Origin of the sequence: Microbispora sp. NPDC088329, from assembly GCF_040685655.1 — a bacterium.
Taxonomy (GTDB): Bacteria; Actinomycetota; Actinomycetes; order Streptosporangiales; family Streptosporangiaceae; genus Microbispora.
This window is the reverse complement of record NZ_JBFBIP010000009.1, coordinates 119,473-136,424: the sequence shown is the minus strand read 5'-3', so window position 1 is coordinate 136,424 and position 16,952 is coordinate 119,473. Positions and strand designations below refer to the sequence as shown.

Below are 16,952 nucleotides of genomic sequence, written 5' to 3'. Positions count from 1 at the left end.
CGAGCGGGAGCAGTGGGCGCGCGCCGCCGTGTCCTACAGCCCGAAGTGGCACACCGAGGTCGCACGGGAGGACCCCTACGACGAAAGCCGCGCGTGCGTGCGCGGCGGCCTAGGCGAGATCATCACCAACGGCATCCCGCCAGGTACGCCGACCACATCGAAGACAACGACCCGGCGTACGTGCTCGCGGACGTGGACTCGAAGCGGCGCATCCTCGTCCGCTGCGAGGAAGAGATGCTGTCCGGCATCCCGCGCCTGGTCCACTTCGCCCAGCAGACGCTCCGGGAGCTGGCCCTGCCGTACGCCGACCGCGACGACTACCCGAAGGACCTGACGTGACCGAGCGCGGCGAATTCGAGTTCGAGGACGTCAACGGCAACCGCGTCACTATCGAGCCGGTCACCTCGGCCGTGGCCCTCTTAAGGGTGTATGACTATGACGCCCAGCCGCCTCAGACCGCGACCGTGCTCATCGGACCGGAGGATGCGCAACGGCTCGCGGACGCCGTACGGCTCGCATGCTCCCCGCCGGAGTACCCGAAGGACCAGCCGTGAAGCGGTCGGACATCCCAGACGGGCACGTGCTGGAGCTGGCGGCAGCGTGGCTGCGTGCGCCGTTCGAGGCGCCACCGGTCTGGGATGCCCTCGTGGCTGAAGGTATCCCGTCGAAGCTGGCGCTGGCGAAGATCAACCACTTGTCCGACCGGGGTCTACTCGACTGGGGCGTGTCGCCGCGGTGCGCGTGGCCAACCGTCAAGGGCGAGCAGCTGCTCCGGGAGTTGCCATGACCGGGGCGGCCAAGGAACTGACGCTCTTCCTCGCGTCCGACGGCCTGCTGAACAAGTGGGGATTCAACGACGGGGACGAGCCTGACGCGCTGCTCGACTACTGCGATGAGCACTGCATCCCCTACCCGACCTTGGAAGGGTGGACGGCGACGCTCCGGGCCCTGGTTCGGGAGCGCCTGGTCCCGGCGCTGGACCAGGAGGTTGAGCTGGTCGACGTGGAGACGTGCCACAACCCGATCCGGGCGCGGACCGTGGACGGCGTGGACGTGGAGGAGCACTGGGTCAAGGACCTGCCGGGACGCCCGACGCTGACCCCCGACGGAGTGGAGATCCCCATGGCGGACGTGGTCAAGCTCTGCCACCAGGCGGAGGGCCGGCAGTGACCGGGCGTCGTGAGCTGCAGCTGCCGGACGGGTGGCGGGGGCCAGGTCCGTGGGACAACGTCGGGGAGTGCATCTTCACCCGCCACTGGAACGACGGCACGCTCACCGTTGATCGGGCGGACCCCCGCATCCTGATCTCCGTCGAACTCCTCGACGAGTTCCGCGAGGGGAAGCGCACGCCCGAGGTAACCGTCACCGGGGACGTCCTGCGCATCGAGGCGGCGAACCGCACCGTGATCTACCGCATCGGAGACAAGGTCCCGCACCTGCATGCCTACTACGCCGAATGGCCAGACTGAAAGGGGAGGACCGTGAGCATCTGGGCCAGCACCGACGGGCCCGACGTCGAAGCGCTCGACGGCCACCGGGAGGCCGCGAACTACCGCGCCGAGGGCGAACCGAGTATCCACATCGACGTCGCGACGAATGGCTTCCACGAGCTCGTACGGCTCGCGCTGTGGAACATCGACAGCACCGGGCAGATGACGGGTCCGCTCGACGTCTGCGCCCTCCTCCCGCCCGACGCCGTCCGCGCGCTCCGCGACAAGCTCAGCCAGGCGCTGGGGGACTCATGACCGCCAACCTAGGCGACCTGTATGACCTCGGCCCGAACGTGATTCACCTGGTGGGCGGCCCCTACGACGGTTACCGGATCCCCATCCCGGACCGGGATTGGCCGCCGCGGTGGCTGATGCCCGTCCAGCCGCCGTCCATCACGCTACCGCTCGTCGCGGAGCCCGACCTTTCGCCGGTCACTCGGCACCAGGCCTACGACTACACCGACTCCCTGAACGACAACGGAGAGCGGGCCTACCGGTATGTCGGTGAGCATTGACCGCCGCGCTCCGCGACAAGCTCAACACCGCGCTTGGGAGAGACATGAACATCGACAACATCAAGGACGCCGAGCGGCGGCTGCAGGACAGCCAGACCCGCACCCGCGAGGCCCTGGAGGGCTTCACCCAGACACAGGAGCGAGCCCAGCAGCGCCTGAACGAGCTGGAGCGGGCGCTCACCACCCGGGGGGACGCATGACCCATGAGGACATCCGCCGCCGCCTTGAAGCCGTCGAAGGACTCGACTGGAACGAGACCCAGCGCGAGACCAGCCAGGAGTACCACGGCGACTGGGTCAGAGTCGGGCCGGTCATGATGCAGTCCACCGACCCGAACGAAGAGCCGTGGGAGGGCTACCCGTCGGCCTGGCCGGAGGAACGCCGCCGCGAGTACCGCGAGCGCGCCCGAGCGGAGCGCGCTGAAGAGGACGCCGTCGTCGAGTTCCTGAAGCACGCCGCCGGCGACCTCCGCCGACTCCTCGCCGAACGCGCCGCCGACCAGCACGCCCAGACCAGGAAAGAGACCATCATGACCAACCCGATCTACGGCAAGCCGGAGCCCGAGCGCGGCGAACCCGTACGGTTCCTCGCCGACGCCGTCGAAGTCCTCCGCCCGAACGGCAAGGTCGTCCGCATGGACCTCGTCGCCCTGGCCGACGTCGCCATCGGCGCCGAACGCGCCCTCGCCGAACTCCGCCGCGACAACCAGGCCCTCCGCGAGCGCGTCGACGTCCTGGAGGCCAAGGTGGCCAGGCAGTTCCGCGCCGGCCGGATCCTCGCCGGAGAGGAGGACGACTACGGCCCGGACGACGAAGACCTCGTCGAGCGTGTCCGCGCGCTGGAACTGGAGGGCGAGCAGCGGCGCCAGAGCCGACTGGAGCAGCGGGAGCGCGAGGATGGCTGAGCGGGCAATGGTCAGCCTGATCGGCGACCTCGAACCGGTGTGCACTGTGGTCATCCCGTCCCGGCGGGCCCGGCACGGCGCGTTGGCCCGACACATCGAGGAGCGGGTGCGCGCGGCGTTTGGCATGCCGCCGCTCGGCGAGGACGGATCCGTGTACGAGCCGCCGCCGGGCACGCGCCGGATCATGCCGGGGGAGGTGACCAGGGAACCGCGATTCTGCAAGGGCGAAATCGTCCACAAGGTCGACGGCCATGAGTACCTGCAAGTCCTTAAGATCCGGAGGGCTCCAGACGGTGGCCACGAGTACAGGACGCGGTACTACAACTCCCTGGCCTTCCTTACAGGGGAGTGGGTTCCTGAACGGAGTCTTCGGAGGTTCCACGAATGGCGATGAGCGAGCAAAACCCTGAGCAGCCGCGGACGCGTATCTACTGGGTGCCACACGCCAAGGACTCCGCGGCGCCGACGGCCGAGGAGCTCGCCGCCGGCGTCCCCCTAGATGGCTGGGCGGTCGTCGACGACGGCCTCCAGCTCGCCCAGGACGACGCCGAGACCCCGCAGCTCCTGCCGGAGCCCCGCACCTACACGATCGTGCGCCGTCCCGATGGAACCTTCGACGCGATCGCCGAGGACTACCAGCCCGACTGGATCGTGTTCCGCCCGGCCCTCGGCGTGCTGCCCGAGCAGCTTCCCCGGGGAATCGACGGCTGGTGGCTCGACCGGCGCGGGCTGCCCGCGGACGGGCTGATGATCCACCAGAGCGGCGCCATCCTCCACTTCGCTCCCACTGGCCGGTTCGAGGAACGGGACGGCGTCGTGGCCGAGGTGTACGAGGTGCAGCCGTGAGCGAGAAGGACACGTCCCGGTATCACAAGGGTCCGTGCCGCCTTGTCTTCGCCGACGGCTTCCGGATCAACGTCGCTGTCGAGCTGTGCTGGATGCCCCGTTACCGACGCTGGTTTGGAGACCTCACCGCCATCCGCCCTGATGGGGACGCTCTCGCGGACCGCATCGAGCAGCACGCCCAACTGCATTTCGAGGACGGCACATCCGGGGTCGTCAAGCTGCGGATCATGCCCCACTTCGGCACTGACTGCCTGGTCTTCGGCGTGACCGGGGTAGGCGTGCCGCCGTTCTCGCGGGTGGCAGCGTGACCGGCTGGGAAGGCGGCTACACCGACCGGCATGGCCGCTGCTGGTATCACGCCCCGTGTGCAGGGTGGCGCGAGCGCGCCGGGAGGCCGTTCCTCGCCCCCCGCCGTCCCCCTGGTGGAGAAGACTCACCCGGAAGGAGCGGCACGAGTGAGCGACGAACTGATCGACTGGCTGCGCGCGCAGATCGAGGCCCGGAAGGTCGTGGCTGAGGCGGCGGCGCGGGAGGGCGACAACCCGGTCTGGCAGGACGGCGGCGAGTACGTCTACGCGGATCGGGACACGTACCCGGGCGGGACCACCTACATCGCGGTCGGCCCGTGGGACGGGCCCGTGCCCGATGCGGTCCGCGCGCACCTGGTGCTCAACGACCCCCGGGACGTCATCGCCCGCTGCCGAGCGGAGCTCGCCGAGCTCGACATGATCGACGCCATCCCGCACCAGCGTGTGGAGGATGACGACTGGTGGTCATGCGCGCAGGCCCGCGACGAGCGCGGCGAGCTGGCATGTGGCAACGACTGCCGGGCGGGCGGCCCGTGCGACTGCGGCCGTGACCCGCTGGTCAGCAGGCTGCTGCGGGCGAAGGCGTACGGTTACAGTCACCGGCCGGGCTGGCGGGAGGAGTGGCGGCCATGACGTGCGATCACTCGGCGGCCGTGCCCGTCGAATCGATCGTCACCGGCGAGGTCCTCGCCGCCCTCTGCCCCGCCTGCGACACGCAGCTCCCGGCGGAGTTCCTCGGCTGCCCGCACGAGAACACCATCGAGATCACCAGCCTGGGCGAGGTGCCGGGCACCCGGCACGTCTGCATCGACTGTGGCACGACCGGCCGCTACCGCCCGCAGCTCATGCCCACGATCGCGAACACGAACATCCCCACCACAGTGGAGATCACCTCGTGGCCTGGGGCCATGTTCTGAACGAGAAGGATGAGTGCCGTGGATGTGCCCGGGACCACCTGGGAAGAGCGCATGTCTCAGCGGGCCCGCGCCCGCCAGGCCGCCATCGAGGAGGCCGAGCGCGCAGCCCGTCAGGCTCGCTACCGCGCGGCGGTGGAGGAGTGGACCGCACGACTCCCGGCCCTTCCCGGGGAGATCCGCGTCCTGGAAGGCGACTGCGCCGGCCACCTGGAACACCACTGCGGCCCCATCACGCGCTGCACCTGCGGCGAGCTCCGCAACCCCATCTGCTTCGTCCCCCCGCTGCCCGGAGAGGTGATCGAGTGCCCGATCTGCGAGGCGCGGCCTACGAGAGGAATCCAGTGACCCGTCATCGCCTGGTCCAGCTCAAGCACTGGCAGATCGACCACCTTACCCCGTACGGCGGCACACGGATGGACCTCGTGGCCACCGCCCCCGCCTGGCTCCCCGAGTGGTACATCCGCCGCCGCTCGCACGCGCTCGCAGCACGAGCCATGACCTGCCCCATACCCAACCTGCCGCTCGACATCGTCACCAAGATCCGTCGCGACGGCGAGACGACGTGGCGCTTTACCTACCGGGTCGAGACCTCGCCAGGAGTGATCCTGTGACCAGCCACAAGCATCGGTGCGACGAGCGGTGTACCTGCCCGGTCCATGGCACGTCGCTGTTCTACTGGCCAGCGGGCGACGATCACGCCTGCCAGGACGTGACCTGCGTGTACGGGCACGGGATGAAGGAGGTGGCCCATGCGGCACGTTGAGCCCGCCGCGGATGTCCGAGCGGGCCAAGGCCCGAGCGGCGATCTCTGAGGCCGAGCAGATCGCCCGCGACGCAGCCGAAGGCCGCGAGGACGAAGACGCCGACGGCTGGGCCACGATCACCCCCGGGACCCCCGAACGCGGGCGGACCACGGGCCTGCGCCGGTACGTCGTGCGTGACGGGCACCTCGTGCGGCCGCCGGCCGAGAGATGATGGGCGACGTGGCCGCGACTCCCTACGGGGTTCTCTGGCCGGGCTTCCTCGTGGAGACCGACCCGGACATGCCCGACAACGTCATCGAGATGCGCTCCGGCGATCAGGTCGTACGGCTGACGATCGACGCTCCGGAGCCCGAGGAGTAGCCTGGTGATCGCCTCGCCCAGTAGGGCGGGGAAGTGAACCCGGGAGCCCTCCGGACGGAGGGTCGCCCGGGTTTCGCGCCTCTCGGGCCCCCGATGTTCCCCTGAGCGTCCCTACTCGCTACGCCAGCAGTCCGCGCAGTAGCCGTACCGAAGCTTCCCCTTCGTCGTCGACGCCTGACACGCCTTGCACTTCGCCGGCTGCTCGGCCTCCGGGATGCTGGACTTCACCAGCTTCCGCTCCCAGGCGTACGGCTTCCGCTTGCCAGGTGGGCGGCCGCGCCGGCGGCCGCCATGGGTCATGTCACGCGCCACGGCTTCGACTGTAGCGGCGCAGGTGGCAGCGCCACCGGACAACGAATCACACTATGCAGGTCGGCTGGACCTGGCACACTGAAGGCATCGTGATTGCCTCCCCTTCCCGGCTTCCTGACATCGCTGACGTCCGCGTGACCTCGGACGGCGGCGCTGTCGTGATCCCCTTCGTCCTGCCGTTCCGGGTGCCGGCCGAGGCGATGGGCATGACCGTCCGCGAGTGGCTGGGCCTGGCGGACGCGCAGCACCTGCCACCGCGCTAGCTGGCAGGCTAACGATTCGATCTCTCGCCCTCGACTAGAGCCGCCGGGGGAGGATCATCCGGGTTGGATCGATACCGCGTTCACCCACGGAGCGAGCGATGGCGTACTCCCAGGGCCCTCCCGGCGGCCTCCCGCCGCAGCACGGCCAGGCCGTCCCGCCGCGCCGGGCCGCAGGCCTCGCGATCGTCATCGCCGTGCTTGCGGTGGTCGCCGTCGCCGTCGCGACCTTGGGGGTGCTCATCGCCGCCGGAGTCATCGGGAGCGGCGCGCAACCCGGCACCGGCGCCACCGAGGTCGCTCAGCTCGCCAGCACCGCGGCGGCCGCCACCCCCGAACCAACGGCCCATCACACAGTGACCTTCGAGGTCGTCAGCCGGGACGAGGCGTCATCGCTGGCGAGGGTGAGCTGGAGCGCCAAGTATTCCGACGGCGGGCTGGGCATGGGCGGAGGCGACCGGGTCGAACTGCCGTACGCCGAGACCGTGCCGTACGGCGACCCGATGCCGCAACTTGAGCTGTGGGTGTTCAACGCCGGCGCTGACGATGTCCTGATCTGCCGTATCCGGGTCGACGGGAGCCTGGTAGCTGAGGAGTCGAGCAAGGGCTACTACAACCATGCGTTCTGCCAGGTCCCGGCCCAGTAGCATCCCCTGGGCCTTGTAGCCGAACACCGGCACCGAGAGACATCATGGTCATGTGGACGGATGGACGATCGAGGACGCGGTGGCCAACCTGCACCCGCCCATGACCGCAGACGAGATCCGCATGATGGTCGTCATGCTCGGCATCCCGCGCGCCGGCCTGCGTCGTCACGGCCGCGGCCGACCTGCCGCCACCTACGATCCCACCACCCTGCAGCACGCCCACGCACTGGTCATCCGGGGCCGTGTTGACCTTGCTCTGATTTCGGCTGCATAATTCGTCGTACCACAGGTGTCTCCAAACCCGGCCAGCGCGCCGGGTTTTCGCGTGTCGGGATAGCCCCAGTCCTGCAAGGCTATGTTCGTCGTCTGGTTCGTGCCGCACATCGTCCTCAACATCTGGCCGGGGAACCGGTAACCGGGCCACCGCTACTTGTGGCCTCGTGCTCGACGACCGGGCGGCTGTGCCCGCGCACGTGGGGATCGGGCTGACCGACCGCTACGGCCTGCACCCGCGTCCGTGTTCACAAGGGCCCATGCGAGTGCTTCGCCATGAACGGCAACTACCCCTGACCGAGGAGAGCGTGATGCCGCGGAGTAAGGGCCGCACCGGCCGGCGGTGGCGCCGGGCCCGTGCTCAGCTCTTCGCCGAAGCCCCGGACATCTGCTGGCTGTGCGGTCACGCGGGCACCACGGACGCCGACCACGAACCCGCGCTCAAGATCCTCGAACAGCTGGGGCTCGATCCGTGCGACGCGCAGTACCTGCGCCGGGCGCACGGCGTGAACGGCTGCCCCACCTGCGGGCGCAAGTGCAACCAGTCCAAGGGGACCAAGACGATGCTGCCAGCCTCACGCACCTCCCGGGCCTGGTGATGGACCCCCGAGCTCGGCTCCAACCCCGGCAGCTTCAGCCGTGGCAGCGTCGACACCAGAGGCTGCTCATGCGGCCCGGCCTCGTCGGCCGGCTGTACCGTCTGGTCGTTTGGCCGTACCGGTTGGTCGTGAACCCCGGCGACACGCTGTCCTTCCTGCTCGGCCGCCTCCTGTGCCGGGTCTTCCATTACCACGGCCTCACCTGCCGCCCTCGCAAGGACCACCGGCCGCTGTCATCCGTTCCAGGACGGTGGCAGAACCAGCACGCCCGGTCGCGTGTCTGAGGCAGGGCATCACGGTGGGGCTGATCGTTGTGACCGGGCCGCCCGCTTCGGGCAAGTCCACCTGGGTCCAGGCCCACGCAAAACCAGGAGACGTCGTAGTGGACTACGACCTCATCGCCAGGGCCCTGACGGCGCCAAGCAGCGACACCTCCCACGATCACCGTGGTGCCGTACGTGACGTCGCATTCCGCGCCCGCGCCGCCGCCATCCGCGAAGCGCTGCACCACATCGCCGACGTCGACGTCTACATCATCCACTCACTGCCACCCGCTGACGCACTGGCCAAGTACGCCGAGCACAACGCCCAGCTGATCACCGTCGACCCTGGACAAGACGTGGTCATGGCACGCATCGCCGAGGAGCGGCCTCACGCGGCCCGCGCTGTCGCGATGCGGTGGTACTCACAAGCCGGACGCGGGCACAGCGGGAGACCCCAGGACGGCCACCCCCCCACCCCCCCTCACCCCCCGTACGGACCAGGCCCTAGGACGTCCCGCACATGGTGACAGTGAGTAAGCACGCTCATGTAACTCACTGTAACAATGATCAACATCATCACGAACTGTGACGAAACCGTAGATCACGTGACCATGCGATATACCCGCAGGTCACATGGGGTGGGGGGCCACCTACCCTCGCAAGATCACCATAGGCAGGGGGACCCGTCGCCCACTCGCCCGTTTCTCTCCCCACTACAAAAAGTAATCGCCCTCATGATCGACACGGAGCGTGACGGAAAATCGATCTTGTCCTGTCACGTTGCGTGAGCCCGCTCCTGTCGCTCCCTGTCACTGGTGCCTGGAGGTGGTCGGTGGCTGCCCGTCGCACGCCTACTCTCGTCGCCGCGGTGCAGGCGGACCTGAAGCGGTGGCAGATCCGCGCGGACTCGGCGCTCGCGGCCAGCGCGCTGGACCTCGCCAAGCGCCTGTCAGAGTCGGGGATCCGGCCGGCCGCGGCGAGCATGCTGCACGCGCAGCTGCGGGCGACCCTGGCCGATCTGGCGAAACTCGCGGTGCCGGAGGAGCAGCCGGGCGACCCGATCGACGAGCTGCAGAAGCGACGTAATGAGCGGCGGAAAGGCGCATGACGACCGCACTCGCGCCCGTGATCGGCGCGCAGGAGCCGCGGATCGCGTCGATCCCGTCGTACCGGTCGTCGGCGGGGCAGGAGGCCGTCGAGCTCGCCGCGTCGGTTGGGCTGGTCCTCGACCCATGGCAGCAGTTCTGCCTCCACCACGGGCTCGGCGAGCGGGAGGACGGCCGCTGGGCGGCGTTCGAGTGCGGCGTCGTCGTATCCAGGCAGAACGGCAAGGGCGGCATTTTCGAGGCCAGGTGCTTGGCCGGGCTGTACTTGTTCGGCGAGCGGCTGATCCTCTACAGCGCTCACGAGTTCAAGACCGCGCAGGAGATGTTCCTGCGGATGCGGATGCTGGTCGAGGGGAGCGACGCGCTGCGCCGGCGGGTGAAGAAGATCCCGACGTCGCACGGCGAAGAGGGCATCGAGCTGCTCGACGGCCGTCGGCTGCGGTTCGTGGCCCGCTCGACCGGCTCCGGTCGTGGTTTCAGCGGCGACTTGAACATCATGGACGAGGCGTTCAACCTGCCGGACACGGCGGTGGACGCGCTGATGCCGACGATGTCGGCCAGGCCGAATCCGCAGCTGTGGTACGGCTCGTCGGCGGCGGACAAGAAGCTCGCGCCGTGTGAGCAGCTGGCTCGGGTGCGGCGCCGCGGCATCAAGGGCGACGACCCGAGCCTGTTCTACGCCGAGTGGTCGATCGACCCGCACTCCGAGCAGTGCGCGCGTGACGAGAACGGCGCCGTCACCTGCACAGACCACGACGACCCGGACGCGGTGGAGTCCTGGGCCAAGGCCAACCCCGCGCTCGGGATCCGGATCAGCGTGGAGCACGTCGCCCGTGAGCGGGCCTCGATGGGGGAGAAGGGCTTCCTGCGCGAGCGGCTCGGCGTGGGCGACTGGCCCAGCGACCAGGCCGACCAGTGGGGCGTGATCCCCGAGGCGAAGTGGCGGGCGCTCGCCGACCCGAGCAGCGAGATGGTGTCTCGGGTGGCGTTCGCCATCCACACGGCCCCCGACCGGTCCTGGACGGCCATCAACGTGGCGGGCCGGCGCGCGGACGGGCTGCTGCACGTGGAGGTCGTGGACTACCGGCCGGGCACGAAATGGGTGGCCGACCGCGCGAAGCAGCTCGAGGAGCGCTGGAATCCGTGCGCTTGGGTCGTGGACGCGGGCAGCCCGGCCGGATCGCTGATCGCGGACCTCGAAGCGGTGAAGATCAAACGCCCGAACGGCGACGTCGTAGGGCTGGAGATCACGAAGCCGACGGCCCGAGAGGTCGGGCACGCCTACGGCCAGTTCATCGACGCGGCGATGCCGGAGGACGGGGAGCCGACGTTGCGGTACCTGCCGCATCCAGCGCTTGATGGCGCGGTGGCCGGTGCGGCGACGAGGCGGCTCGGTGATGCCAAGGCGTGGGACGCGCGGGCCGCCGGGGTGGACATCTGCGCGCTGGTGGCAGGAACGAACGCCCTGTGGGGCTACCTGGCCCACGGCCAGGTCGAAGAGGCGCCCCCGGTCGAGCCGTTCGCGTTCTGGGACTGAAGGAGCGGAGAGCCATGGTCACCCTGAACATCCCGCTGGATCAGATCCGGGAGGAGGCCCGCCAGGTCGACCCCGTGAAGGTGCTCCTGGCGATCCTGGTCGCGCCGTTCCTGGCCGTCGGCTGGACGGCGCGAGCGGTGTGGACGTTGGTGACGCTGGCGTACGCCGCGGTGAAGGTCGGCTGGCGGGTCGGCCCGGCAGGGCCCTCGGGCGCGGGCCGGCCGCGGGGTGCCCGATGAGCGCCGAGGCGGTCGAGCTGCTGCAGGGCGTGGAGGAGGCGGCCGTCGTCCGGCCGGGCGACACGCTCGTCCTGCGCCTCGGCGAACGCGTCTCCCCCGAGCAGTTCGCGCGGTTCCGCGACGGCGCCCTGCCCGCCCTGAAGGAGCGCCTGCCCGATGTCGAGCTGCTGATCGTCGGCGGGGTGGAGCAGATGCTCGTGTACCGGCCGAGCGAGGGCGACGGCCCCTGATGGGTGTCCTGGAGCGGATCGCCGCCGCCTACGTCGAACGCGCCGAGCGGCCCTCTGCTGACGCGCGGTTCGGCTGGGACGACTACCTCAGCCTGTTCACCGGCGGCGACCCGTTCGTGACCGGCTTCCGGCAGACCCTCACCGGGTCGCAGGAGCGCATCGAGGGCAACTTCGAGGGCATCGTCAACGGCGCCTACAAGCGCTCCGGCGTCGTGTTCGCGTGCATCCTCGCCCGGCTGCTGGTGTTCTCCGAGGCGCGGTTCCAGTGGCAGCGCATGCAGGAGGGCCGCCCGGGAATCCTGTTCGGCACCCCGGAGCTGGCGCTACTGGAGACGCCGTGGCCGAACGGCACGACAGGCGACCTGCTGGCCCGCATGGAACAGGACGCGAGCATGGCGGGCAACTTCTACGCGACGATCCGCCGCGGCAGGCAGGGCCGGCGGGTCGTGCGGATGCGGCCGGACTGGGTCACGATCGTCCTCGGCTCGGATGACGACCCGCAGATCGAGCCGTGGGACTTGGACGCGGAGCTGGTCGGCTACTACTACCAGCCGGGCGGCCCCGGCTCGGACCGGGAGCCGACGTTCTTGCTGCCGGAGGAGGTCGCGCACTACGCGCCGATCCCCGATCCACTCGCCACCTATCGCGGGATGTCCTGGCTGACCGGCGTGATGCGGGAGATCGAGGCCGACCAGGCGGCGACGACGCACAAGCTGAAGTTCTTCACCAATGGGGCCACGCCCAACATGGTCGTCAGCCTGGACGCGGCGGTGACGCCCGACATGTTCGAGCGGTTCAAGGCGAAGATGGACGCGAGCCACAAGGGCGTCCGCAACGCCTACAAGACGCTCTACTTGGGCGGCGGCGCGGACGTGAAGGTCGTCGGCAGCGACTTCCAGCAGATGTCGTTCAAGACGGTGCAGGGCGCCGGTGAGACGAGGATCGCCGCCGCGGCCGGTGTGCCGCCGGTCATAGTCGGCCTGAGCGAGGGCCTGCAGAGCGCCACGTACTCCAACTACGCGCAGGCCAGGCGCCGATTCGCGGACGGCACCCTGCGCCCGCTGTGGCGCAGCGCCGCCGGGGCGCTGGCGACGCTGCTGACCGGGCCCAGTGGCGGGAACGCGCGCCTCTGGTACGACGACCGCGACATCAGCTTTTTGAGGGAGGACGCCAAGGAAGCCGCGGAGATCCTCCGTCAGCAGGCGTCCACGATCAACCAGTTGATCATGGCGGGGTACGAGGCCGACTCCGTGATCGCCGCCGTCACCTCGGGCGACTTCACCGTGTTGAAGCACACCGGCCTGTTCAGCGTCCAGCTCCAACCGCCCGGCACAGTATCGCCGTCCTCAGATCCAGGACAGAAAGGCCAGTGATGGAGACCCTGCGCGAGCTCGACATTGTCCGGGCATCCATTGGCGCGCCTCAGCTCGTCCGGGCTGAGGGGGACGATGGGCTCGGGCTGATGGAGGTCCGATTCTCCCCGTTCAACGTCTGGTACGAGATCAACTCTTGGTGGGAGGGCCGGTTCCTGGAGCGTACGGTCCGCGGCGCGTTCTCCAAGACGATGCGGGAACAAGGCCCGCGCGTGAAGGTCCTCTTCAACCACGGGACCGACTTCCACATCGGAGACAAGATCCTCGGCGTTCCCCGGGACCTGCGGGAGGAGGCGGACGCAGCGGTCGGCGACGTGCCACTGCTCGACACCTCCTACAACCAGGACCTCCTCCCCGGTCTGCGAGCCGGCGGATACGGCTCGTCGTTCATGTTCCGGGTGATCAAGGACGAGTGGAACAAGGAACCGGAGCCCTCCGACCACAACCCGGAGGGCCTCCCGGAGAGGACGATCACCGAGATCCGCCTGTACGAGTTCGGCCCTGTGACCTGGCCGGCCAATCCCGAGGCGACGGCGGGCATCCGTTCGAGTGCCCCTGTCCTCTCGATGACCGACGACTTCTACGCACGCCTCCGAGAGCGGGACCCCGAGCGGGTTGCCAGGCTGGAGGAGCGCGTCCGTAGCTTCCGCACTCCGACCGCCGATGAGCCGCCTTCGGGCACTCCGCAGGCGGCCGGAGCCGCACCTGACGCCGACGAGCCGGCCGCGCGCCACTCGGGCGGACTCACGCACGCGCAGCGCCGCGTGCGTCTCTACCCGTACCTGACCAAGGAGGGAGCATCCTCATGACTCTCGAGGAGCTTCGCGCGCGCATCGCCGAGATCGAGACCGAGATGCGCGGCATCCACGAGGCCGCCGGTGATGCGGCCCTCGACGCAGACCAGCAGGCTCGGTGGGACGAGCTGGAGACCGAGCACGGTGACCTCTCTCGGCAGCGCGAGGAGGCCGAAGCCGCCGAGCAGCGTGCCCAGGCGGAGCTGCAGCGGCGCCGCGGGATGGTGGCGCAGTTCGCCGCCCGCGGTGCGACCGAGCCCGGCGACGGCAACGTCGACGTGCGCGGTCCGCGGTCGCCGGAGTTCATGCAGCGCGTCGACCCGTGGGACGGCAGCGAGCTGCGCGCCCTGTCCCGCCGGGAGGTGCGTGACCGGTCGCTGAAGGTCCTGGAGGCCAAGGACGGTACCCGGCACCTGCGGAGCGACCAGGTCGACAAGGTCGACCGGCTGCTGCGCGCCCGCACGGACAACTGCGACGGCGGAGTGATCGGCCGGAGGCTGCTGGCCACGGAGAACGACGCCTACCGTAGCGCCTTCATGAAGGCCAGCCTGCACGCGCAGCCGGCCTTCACCGAGGAAGAGGCGCGGGCGATCGAGGAGTTCCGCGCCATGGCCGGCGGCACGGACGCGGCCGGCGGGTACGGCATCCCGGTTCTGATCGACCCGACGATCACCCTGACGGCGCAGGGCAGCCTGAATCCGTTCCGGCGGATCTCCCGCCAGGTGACGATCACGACCGACGAGTGGAAGGGCGTCTCCTCGGCGGGCGTCACCTGGTCGTACGACGCGGAGGGGTCGGCCGTCTCGGACGACACGCCGACGCTGGCACAGCCGTCCGTGCCGATCGTCACCGCCCGCGGCTTCATCCCCTACTCGATCGAGGTCGGGATGGACTACCCCGGGTTCGCGGACGAGATGTCCACGCTCCTGATGGAGGGCTACGACGAGCTGCAGGCCAAGTCGTTCGCCATCGGCTCCGGCTCGAACGAGCCGCGAGGCATCCTCACCGCGCTGGACGCCAACACCAACGTCGAGGTGGCCGTCACCACGGACGGTGCGTTCGGCGGCGTCGACATCAACAAGGTGTGGGGCGCGCTGCCGGACCGATGGAAGCAGAACGCGACGTGGGTGATGAACCACGACGTCGGCAACGAGGTCGCGACGTTCGGCAACGGCAACAACCTGTCGTTCATGACGGTCGACCTGACCGGCGTGGTCGAGACGATCCGGCAGCGGCCGGTCGAGTTCGCCTCCTACTTCCCGGACTTCACCGGGACGACGGGCGCGTCGAACATCCTCGTCGTGGGCGACTTCAGGAACTTCCTGATCGCCGACCGGGCGGGCATGTCGCTGGAGCTGGTGCCGCACCTGTTCGACGTCACGAACAACCGCCCGACGGGCCAGCGCGGCTGGTTCGCCTGGGCCCGCCACGGCGCGAACTCCATCAACGACCTGGGCTTCCGCCTCCTGCAGAACACGCTGTAGCGGCTCTGCATCCACGCTTCCCGCTGGCCGCCCGGGTGGTCGGCCGGCGGGAAACCCAACCACCCGCCACCACCCGGAGAGGCAGGTCACGCCATGGACGTCGTCATCGCGACCGACACCGTCAACGTCACCTTCGGCGGTCAGCGGGTGCACATCCCGCGTGGCACGGCGTGGGACGCCGCCGACCCGCTGGTCAAGCAGTTCCCCGGCCTGTTCTCGGCCGACGACCGTCACGCGATGCGCACTCAGCCCCGCCGGGAGCCGGAGGACGCGGGCGGGGAGCCGCCGGTGGAGCGGGCCACCCGGGCGCCGGGTGAGCGGAGCCAGGCACGCCGCCCGAGGACGGCCAGGTGACGGCACCGGCCGCCGAACGGGATGCCACGGCGGCGGTCGCGGCCGGGTCGGCGTGCCTGGCATACGTCCACTCCAACGAAGTGGCGCACTCCTGGCACCTGTCGGTCGTGGGCGCGCTCGGCTACGACATGACCCACGCGCAGCGGCTGATCCGTGGTGGGTTCCTCGCGATGCGGTACGCGACTGGCGGCATCGTCGAGGCCCGTAACACGGCGACCGCCCGGTTCCTCGAGGGCGACGCCGAGTGGCTGTGGTGGCTCGACACGGACATGGGGTTCGCCGAGGACACCCTGGACCGGCTGATCGCCGCCGCGGACCCGGCGGAGCGGCCGATCGTCGGCGCGTTGTGCTTCGCCCAGCAGGAGTACGCCCCTGACGGCATGGGCGGCTACCGCACCCGGCCACGCCCGACCTTGTATCGGTGGGCGGAGGTCGGCGACGGCCGCCAGGGCTTCACGGCGTGGCTGGACTACCCTCGGGACGAGCTGGTGGAGGTCGCGGCGACAGGGTCGGCCTGCCTGGTGATCCACCGGAGCGTGTTCGTCGCAGTCGGCGAGCGGTATGGGCCGACGTGGTACAGCCGGATGGCCAACCCGACGACTGGCCAGCTGCTCAGCGAAGACCTGTCGTTCTGTGCGCGGGCCGTCCAGTGCGGCTACCCGGTGTACGTGGACACGCGGGTGAAGACCTCCCACCTGAAGCAGGTCTGGCTCAGCGAGGCCGACTACGTGGGCGATCTGTGATGCGGTCGGAGGCGGAGTTCACCCGGCCCCGCCCGGACTGCCCGCATCCGCAGTGGTGGCACGCCCCCGACGCCTACGCCACTGAGGCGGAAGTCACCGAGCTCGTGGCCGCCATGGTGCGCGCGCTGCAGCCGGAAGTCGTCCTGGAGACGGGCACGCACACCGGAACGACCGCCGAGGCGATCGGCCGGGCGCTGGCCGCGAACGGTCACGGCAGGCTGGTGAGCCTGGAGCTGGATCCGGCGAAGGCGTCGGCCGCCGCCGAGCGGTTGGCGGCGGCCGGCCTGCCGGTCACCGTCGTGGCCGGTGACAGCCGCTCCTACGTCCCCGACCAGCCGATCGACTTCGCGTGGTTCGACTCCTCCATCGAGGCACGGGTGCCGGAGTACGAGCGGCTGCTGCCGTTCTTCTCCTCCCGCGCGGTCGTGATGTTCCACGACACCGGACCGCACCATGACCTGCGGCGCCGACTGGTGACAGTCGAGTCGTTGACCCTGATCTATCTGCCGACGCCACACGGCGTGGCGATCGGCCAGCCGCGGCTGGAGAGCTCGCGTGGCTGACCAGGCCGACGACCCGGTCAGTGCCGCACTGTCGGCGCCCGCGTACCGAGAGGCGTTCCGCAAGGCCACGT

Annotated in this window: 35 protein-coding genes; 34 read left to right on the top strand and 1 reads right to left on the bottom strand. The window is 69.7% G+C overall.

Features of this window, described 5'->3' with window-relative positions; translation table 11 throughout:
- Window positions 1–12: 12 nt before the first annotated feature.
- The 18 genes from AB0O28_RS18965 to AB0O28_RS18880 all read left to right on the top strand — a co-directional run bounded on the left by AB0O28_RS18965 (window position 13) and on the right by AB0O28_RS18880 (window position 6,104).
- The gene (locus AB0O28_RS18965; protein WP_363641769.1) at window positions 13–339 is read left to right on the top strand and encodes a DUF6221 family protein; all 327 of its coding nucleotides are present in this window, start codon (window positions 13–15) and stop codon (window positions 337–339) included.
- Window positions 336–554, top strand: a complete 219-nt coding sequence (locus AB0O28_RS18960) for a hypothetical protein (RefSeq protein WP_363641767.1) — start codon at window positions 336–338, stop codon at window positions 552–554. The genes AB0O28_RS18965 and AB0O28_RS18960 overlap by 4 nt, the downstream gene beginning before the upstream one ends.
- Complete coding sequence (locus AB0O28_RS18955) at window positions 551–787, top strand: hypothetical protein (protein WP_363641765.1); 237 nt, start codon at window positions 551–553, stop codon at window positions 785–787. Before AB0O28_RS18960 ends, AB0O28_RS18955 begins: the two co-directional genes overlap by 4 nt.
- A complete protein-coding gene (locus tag AB0O28_RS18950; RefSeq protein ID WP_363641763.1) occupies window positions 784–1,170 on the top strand; it encodes a hypothetical protein in 387 nt (128 codons plus the stop codon). Before AB0O28_RS18955 ends, AB0O28_RS18950 begins: the two co-directional genes overlap by 4 nt.
- Window positions 1,167–1,469 carry a hypothetical protein gene (locus AB0O28_RS18945; RefSeq protein WP_363641762.1) on the top strand — a complete coding sequence of 101 codons (303 nt, stop codon included), beginning with the start codon at window positions 1,167–1,169 and terminating at the stop codon, window positions 1,467–1,469. The genes AB0O28_RS18950 and AB0O28_RS18945 overlap by 4 nt, the downstream gene beginning before the upstream one ends.
- A gap of 12 nt (window positions 1,470–1,481) precedes the next feature.
- The gene (locus tag AB0O28_RS18940; protein ID WP_363641760.1) at window positions 1,482–1,745 is read left to right on the top strand and encodes a hypothetical protein; all 264 of its coding nucleotides are present in this window, start codon (window positions 1,482–1,484) and stop codon (window positions 1,743–1,745) included.
- On the top strand, window positions 1,742–2,005 hold the full coding sequence (locus AB0O28_RS18935) for a hypothetical protein (RefSeq protein WP_363641758.1): 264 nt from the start codon (window positions 1,742–1,744) through the stop codon (window positions 2,003–2,005). Before AB0O28_RS18940 ends, AB0O28_RS18935 begins: the two co-directional genes overlap by 4 nt.
- Window positions 2,006–2,049: 44 nt before the next feature.
- Window positions 2,050–2,205, top strand: coding sequence for a hypothetical protein (locus tag AB0O28_RS18930; protein WP_363641756.1), 156 nt, complete (start codon window positions 2,050–2,052; stop codon window positions 2,203–2,205).
- Entirely contained in the window at window positions 2,202–2,909 is a 708-nt protein-coding gene (locus tag AB0O28_RS18925) for a hypothetical protein (protein WP_363641754.1), read from the top strand. The genes AB0O28_RS18930 and AB0O28_RS18925 overlap by 4 nt, the downstream gene beginning before the upstream one ends.
- Window positions 2,902–3,303 (top strand): hypothetical protein, encoded by a 402-nt coding sequence (locus tag AB0O28_RS18920; RefSeq protein ID WP_363641752.1) that lies wholly within the window; start codon window positions 2,902–2,904, stop codon window positions 3,301–3,303. Before AB0O28_RS18925 ends, AB0O28_RS18920 begins: the two co-directional genes overlap by 8 nt.
- Window positions 3,300–3,755 carry a hypothetical protein gene (locus AB0O28_RS18915; RefSeq protein WP_363641750.1) on the top strand — a complete coding sequence of 152 codons (456 nt, stop codon included), beginning with the start codon at window positions 3,300–3,302 and terminating at the stop codon, window positions 3,753–3,755. The genes AB0O28_RS18920 and AB0O28_RS18915 overlap by 4 nt, the downstream gene beginning before the upstream one ends.
- On the top strand, window positions 3,752–4,063 hold the full coding sequence (locus AB0O28_RS18910; protein ID WP_363641748.1) for a hypothetical protein: 312 nt from the start codon (window positions 3,752–3,754) through the stop codon (window positions 4,061–4,063). The genes AB0O28_RS18915 and AB0O28_RS18910 overlap by 4 nt, the downstream gene beginning before the upstream one ends.
- 147 nt (window positions 4,064–4,210) lie before the next feature.
- Window positions 4,211–4,696: a DUF6221 family protein gene (locus AB0O28_RS18905; RefSeq protein ID WP_363641746.1), complete on the top strand. Its 486-nt coding sequence runs from the start codon at window positions 4,211–4,213 to the stop codon at window positions 4,694–4,696.
- Entirely contained in the window at window positions 4,693–4,980 is a 288-nt protein-coding gene (locus tag AB0O28_RS18900; protein ID WP_363641744.1) for a hypothetical protein, read from the top strand. The genes AB0O28_RS18905 and AB0O28_RS18900 overlap by 4 nt, the downstream gene beginning before the upstream one ends.
- A 9-nt stretch (window positions 4,981–4,989) precedes the next feature.
- Window positions 4,990–5,325 (top strand): hypothetical protein, encoded by a 336-nt coding sequence (locus tag AB0O28_RS18895; RefSeq protein ID WP_363641742.1) that lies wholly within the window; start codon window positions 4,990–4,992, stop codon window positions 5,323–5,325.
- Window positions 5,322–5,591: a hypothetical protein gene (locus tag AB0O28_RS18890; RefSeq protein ID WP_363641740.1), complete on the top strand. Its 270-nt coding sequence runs from the start codon at window positions 5,322–5,324 to the stop codon at window positions 5,589–5,591. The genes AB0O28_RS18895 and AB0O28_RS18890 overlap by 4 nt, the downstream gene beginning before the upstream one ends.
- Window positions 5,592–5,754: 163 nt before the next feature.
- Window positions 5,755–5,955, top strand: a complete 201-nt coding sequence (locus AB0O28_RS18885) for a hypothetical protein (RefSeq protein WP_363641739.1) — start codon at window positions 5,755–5,757, stop codon at window positions 5,953–5,955.
- A gap of 8 nt (window positions 5,956–5,963) precedes the next feature.
- Complete coding sequence (locus tag AB0O28_RS18880) at window positions 5,964–6,104, top strand: hypothetical protein (RefSeq protein WP_363641737.1); 141 nt, start codon at window positions 5,964–5,966, stop codon at window positions 6,102–6,104.
- A gap of 111 nt (window positions 6,105–6,215) precedes the next feature.
- On the opposite strand, the gene AB0O28_RS18875 is transcribed toward AB0O28_RS18880, so the two are convergent.
- Complete coding sequence (locus AB0O28_RS18875) at window positions 6,216–6,416, bottom strand: hypothetical protein (RefSeq protein ID WP_363641735.1); 201 nt, start codon at window positions 6,414–6,416, stop codon at window positions 6,216–6,218.
- A gap of 53 nt (window positions 6,417–6,469) precedes the next feature.
- Between AB0O28_RS18875 and AB0O28_RS18870 the strand changes: the two genes are divergently transcribed.
- The 16 genes from AB0O28_RS18870 to AB0O28_RS18795 all read left to right on the top strand — a co-directional run bounded on the left by AB0O28_RS18870 (window position 6,470) and on the right by AB0O28_RS18795 (window position 16,881).
- Window positions 6,470–6,679: a hypothetical protein gene (locus tag AB0O28_RS18870; protein ID WP_363641733.1), complete on the top strand. Its 210-nt coding sequence runs from the start codon at window positions 6,470–6,472 to the stop codon at window positions 6,677–6,679.
- 98 nt (window positions 6,680–6,777) lie between these two features.
- On the top strand, window positions 6,778–7,323 hold the full coding sequence (locus tag AB0O28_RS18865) for an MmpS family transport accessory protein (RefSeq protein ID WP_363641731.1): 546 nt from the start codon (window positions 6,778–6,780) through the stop codon (window positions 7,321–7,323).
- 52 nt (window positions 7,324–7,375) lie between these two features.
- Window positions 7,376–7,597: a hypothetical protein gene (locus AB0O28_RS18860; RefSeq protein WP_363641729.1), complete on the top strand. Its 222-nt coding sequence runs from the start codon at window positions 7,376–7,378 to the stop codon at window positions 7,595–7,597.
- A gap of 310 nt (window positions 7,598–7,907) precedes the next feature.
- Entirely contained in the window at window positions 7,908–8,195 is a 288-nt protein-coding gene (locus AB0O28_RS18855; protein WP_363641727.1) for a hypothetical protein, read from the top strand.
- A 68-nt stretch (window positions 8,196–8,263) separates the two neighbouring features.
- Window positions 8,264–8,479 carry a hypothetical protein gene (locus AB0O28_RS18850; protein WP_363641725.1) on the top strand — a complete coding sequence of 72 codons (216 nt, stop codon included), beginning with the start codon at window positions 8,264–8,266 and terminating at the stop codon, window positions 8,477–8,479.
- Between the two features lie 14 nt (window positions 8,480–8,493).
- Entirely contained in the window at window positions 8,494–8,985 is a 492-nt protein-coding gene (locus AB0O28_RS18845; RefSeq protein ID WP_363641723.1) for an AAA family ATPase, read from the top strand.
- A 341-nt stretch (window positions 8,986–9,326) separates the two neighbouring features.
- Window positions 9,327–9,566: a hypothetical protein gene (locus AB0O28_RS18840; protein WP_363641721.1), complete on the top strand. Its 240-nt coding sequence runs from the start codon at window positions 9,327–9,329 to the stop codon at window positions 9,564–9,566.
- Complete coding sequence (locus tag AB0O28_RS18835) at window positions 9,563–11,101, top strand: hypothetical protein (RefSeq protein ID WP_363641719.1); 1,539 nt, start codon at window positions 9,563–9,565, stop codon at window positions 11,099–11,101. The genes AB0O28_RS18840 and AB0O28_RS18835 overlap by 4 nt, the downstream gene beginning before the upstream one ends.
- Window positions 11,102–11,115: 14 nt before the next feature.
- The gene (locus tag AB0O28_RS18830) at window positions 11,116–11,340 is read left to right on the top strand and encodes a hypothetical protein (protein WP_363641717.1); all 225 of its coding nucleotides are present in this window, start codon (window positions 11,116–11,118) and stop codon (window positions 11,338–11,340) included.
- Window positions 11,337–11,570 (top strand): hypothetical protein, encoded by a 234-nt coding sequence (locus tag AB0O28_RS18825; protein WP_363641715.1) that lies wholly within the window; start codon window positions 11,337–11,339, stop codon window positions 11,568–11,570. The genes AB0O28_RS18830 and AB0O28_RS18825 overlap by 4 nt, the downstream gene beginning before the upstream one ends.
- Window positions 11,570–12,943: a phage portal protein gene (locus AB0O28_RS18820; RefSeq protein WP_363641713.1), complete on the top strand. Its 1,374-nt coding sequence runs from the start codon at window positions 11,570–11,572 to the stop codon at window positions 12,941–12,943. The genes AB0O28_RS18825 and AB0O28_RS18820 overlap by 1 nt, the downstream gene beginning before the upstream one ends.
- Before the next feature lie 89 nt (window positions 12,944–13,032).
- Complete coding sequence (locus tag AB0O28_RS18815) at window positions 13,033–13,752, top strand: HK97 family phage prohead protease (RefSeq protein ID WP_363641711.1); 720 nt, start codon at window positions 13,033–13,035, stop codon at window positions 13,750–13,752.
- Window positions 13,749–15,221, top strand: a complete 1,473-nt coding sequence (locus tag AB0O28_RS18810) for a phage major capsid protein (protein ID WP_363641709.1) — start codon at window positions 13,749–13,751, stop codon at window positions 15,219–15,221. The genes AB0O28_RS18815 and AB0O28_RS18810 overlap by 4 nt, the downstream gene beginning before the upstream one ends.
- Before the next feature lie 93 nt (window positions 15,222–15,314).
- On the top strand, window positions 15,315–15,575 hold the full coding sequence (locus AB0O28_RS18805; protein ID WP_363641707.1) for a hypothetical protein: 261 nt from the start codon (window positions 15,315–15,317) through the stop codon (window positions 15,573–15,575).
- Window positions 15,572–16,318: a hypothetical protein gene (locus AB0O28_RS18800; protein ID WP_363641705.1), complete on the top strand. Its 747-nt coding sequence runs from the start codon at window positions 15,572–15,574 to the stop codon at window positions 16,316–16,318. The genes AB0O28_RS18805 and AB0O28_RS18800 overlap by 4 nt, the downstream gene beginning before the upstream one ends.
- A complete protein-coding gene (locus AB0O28_RS18795; RefSeq protein WP_363641703.1) occupies window positions 16,318–16,881 on the top strand; it encodes a class I SAM-dependent methyltransferase in 564 nt (187 codons plus the stop codon). Before AB0O28_RS18800 ends, AB0O28_RS18795 begins: the two co-directional genes overlap by 1 nt.
- Window positions 16,882–16,952: the final 71 nt, after the last annotated feature.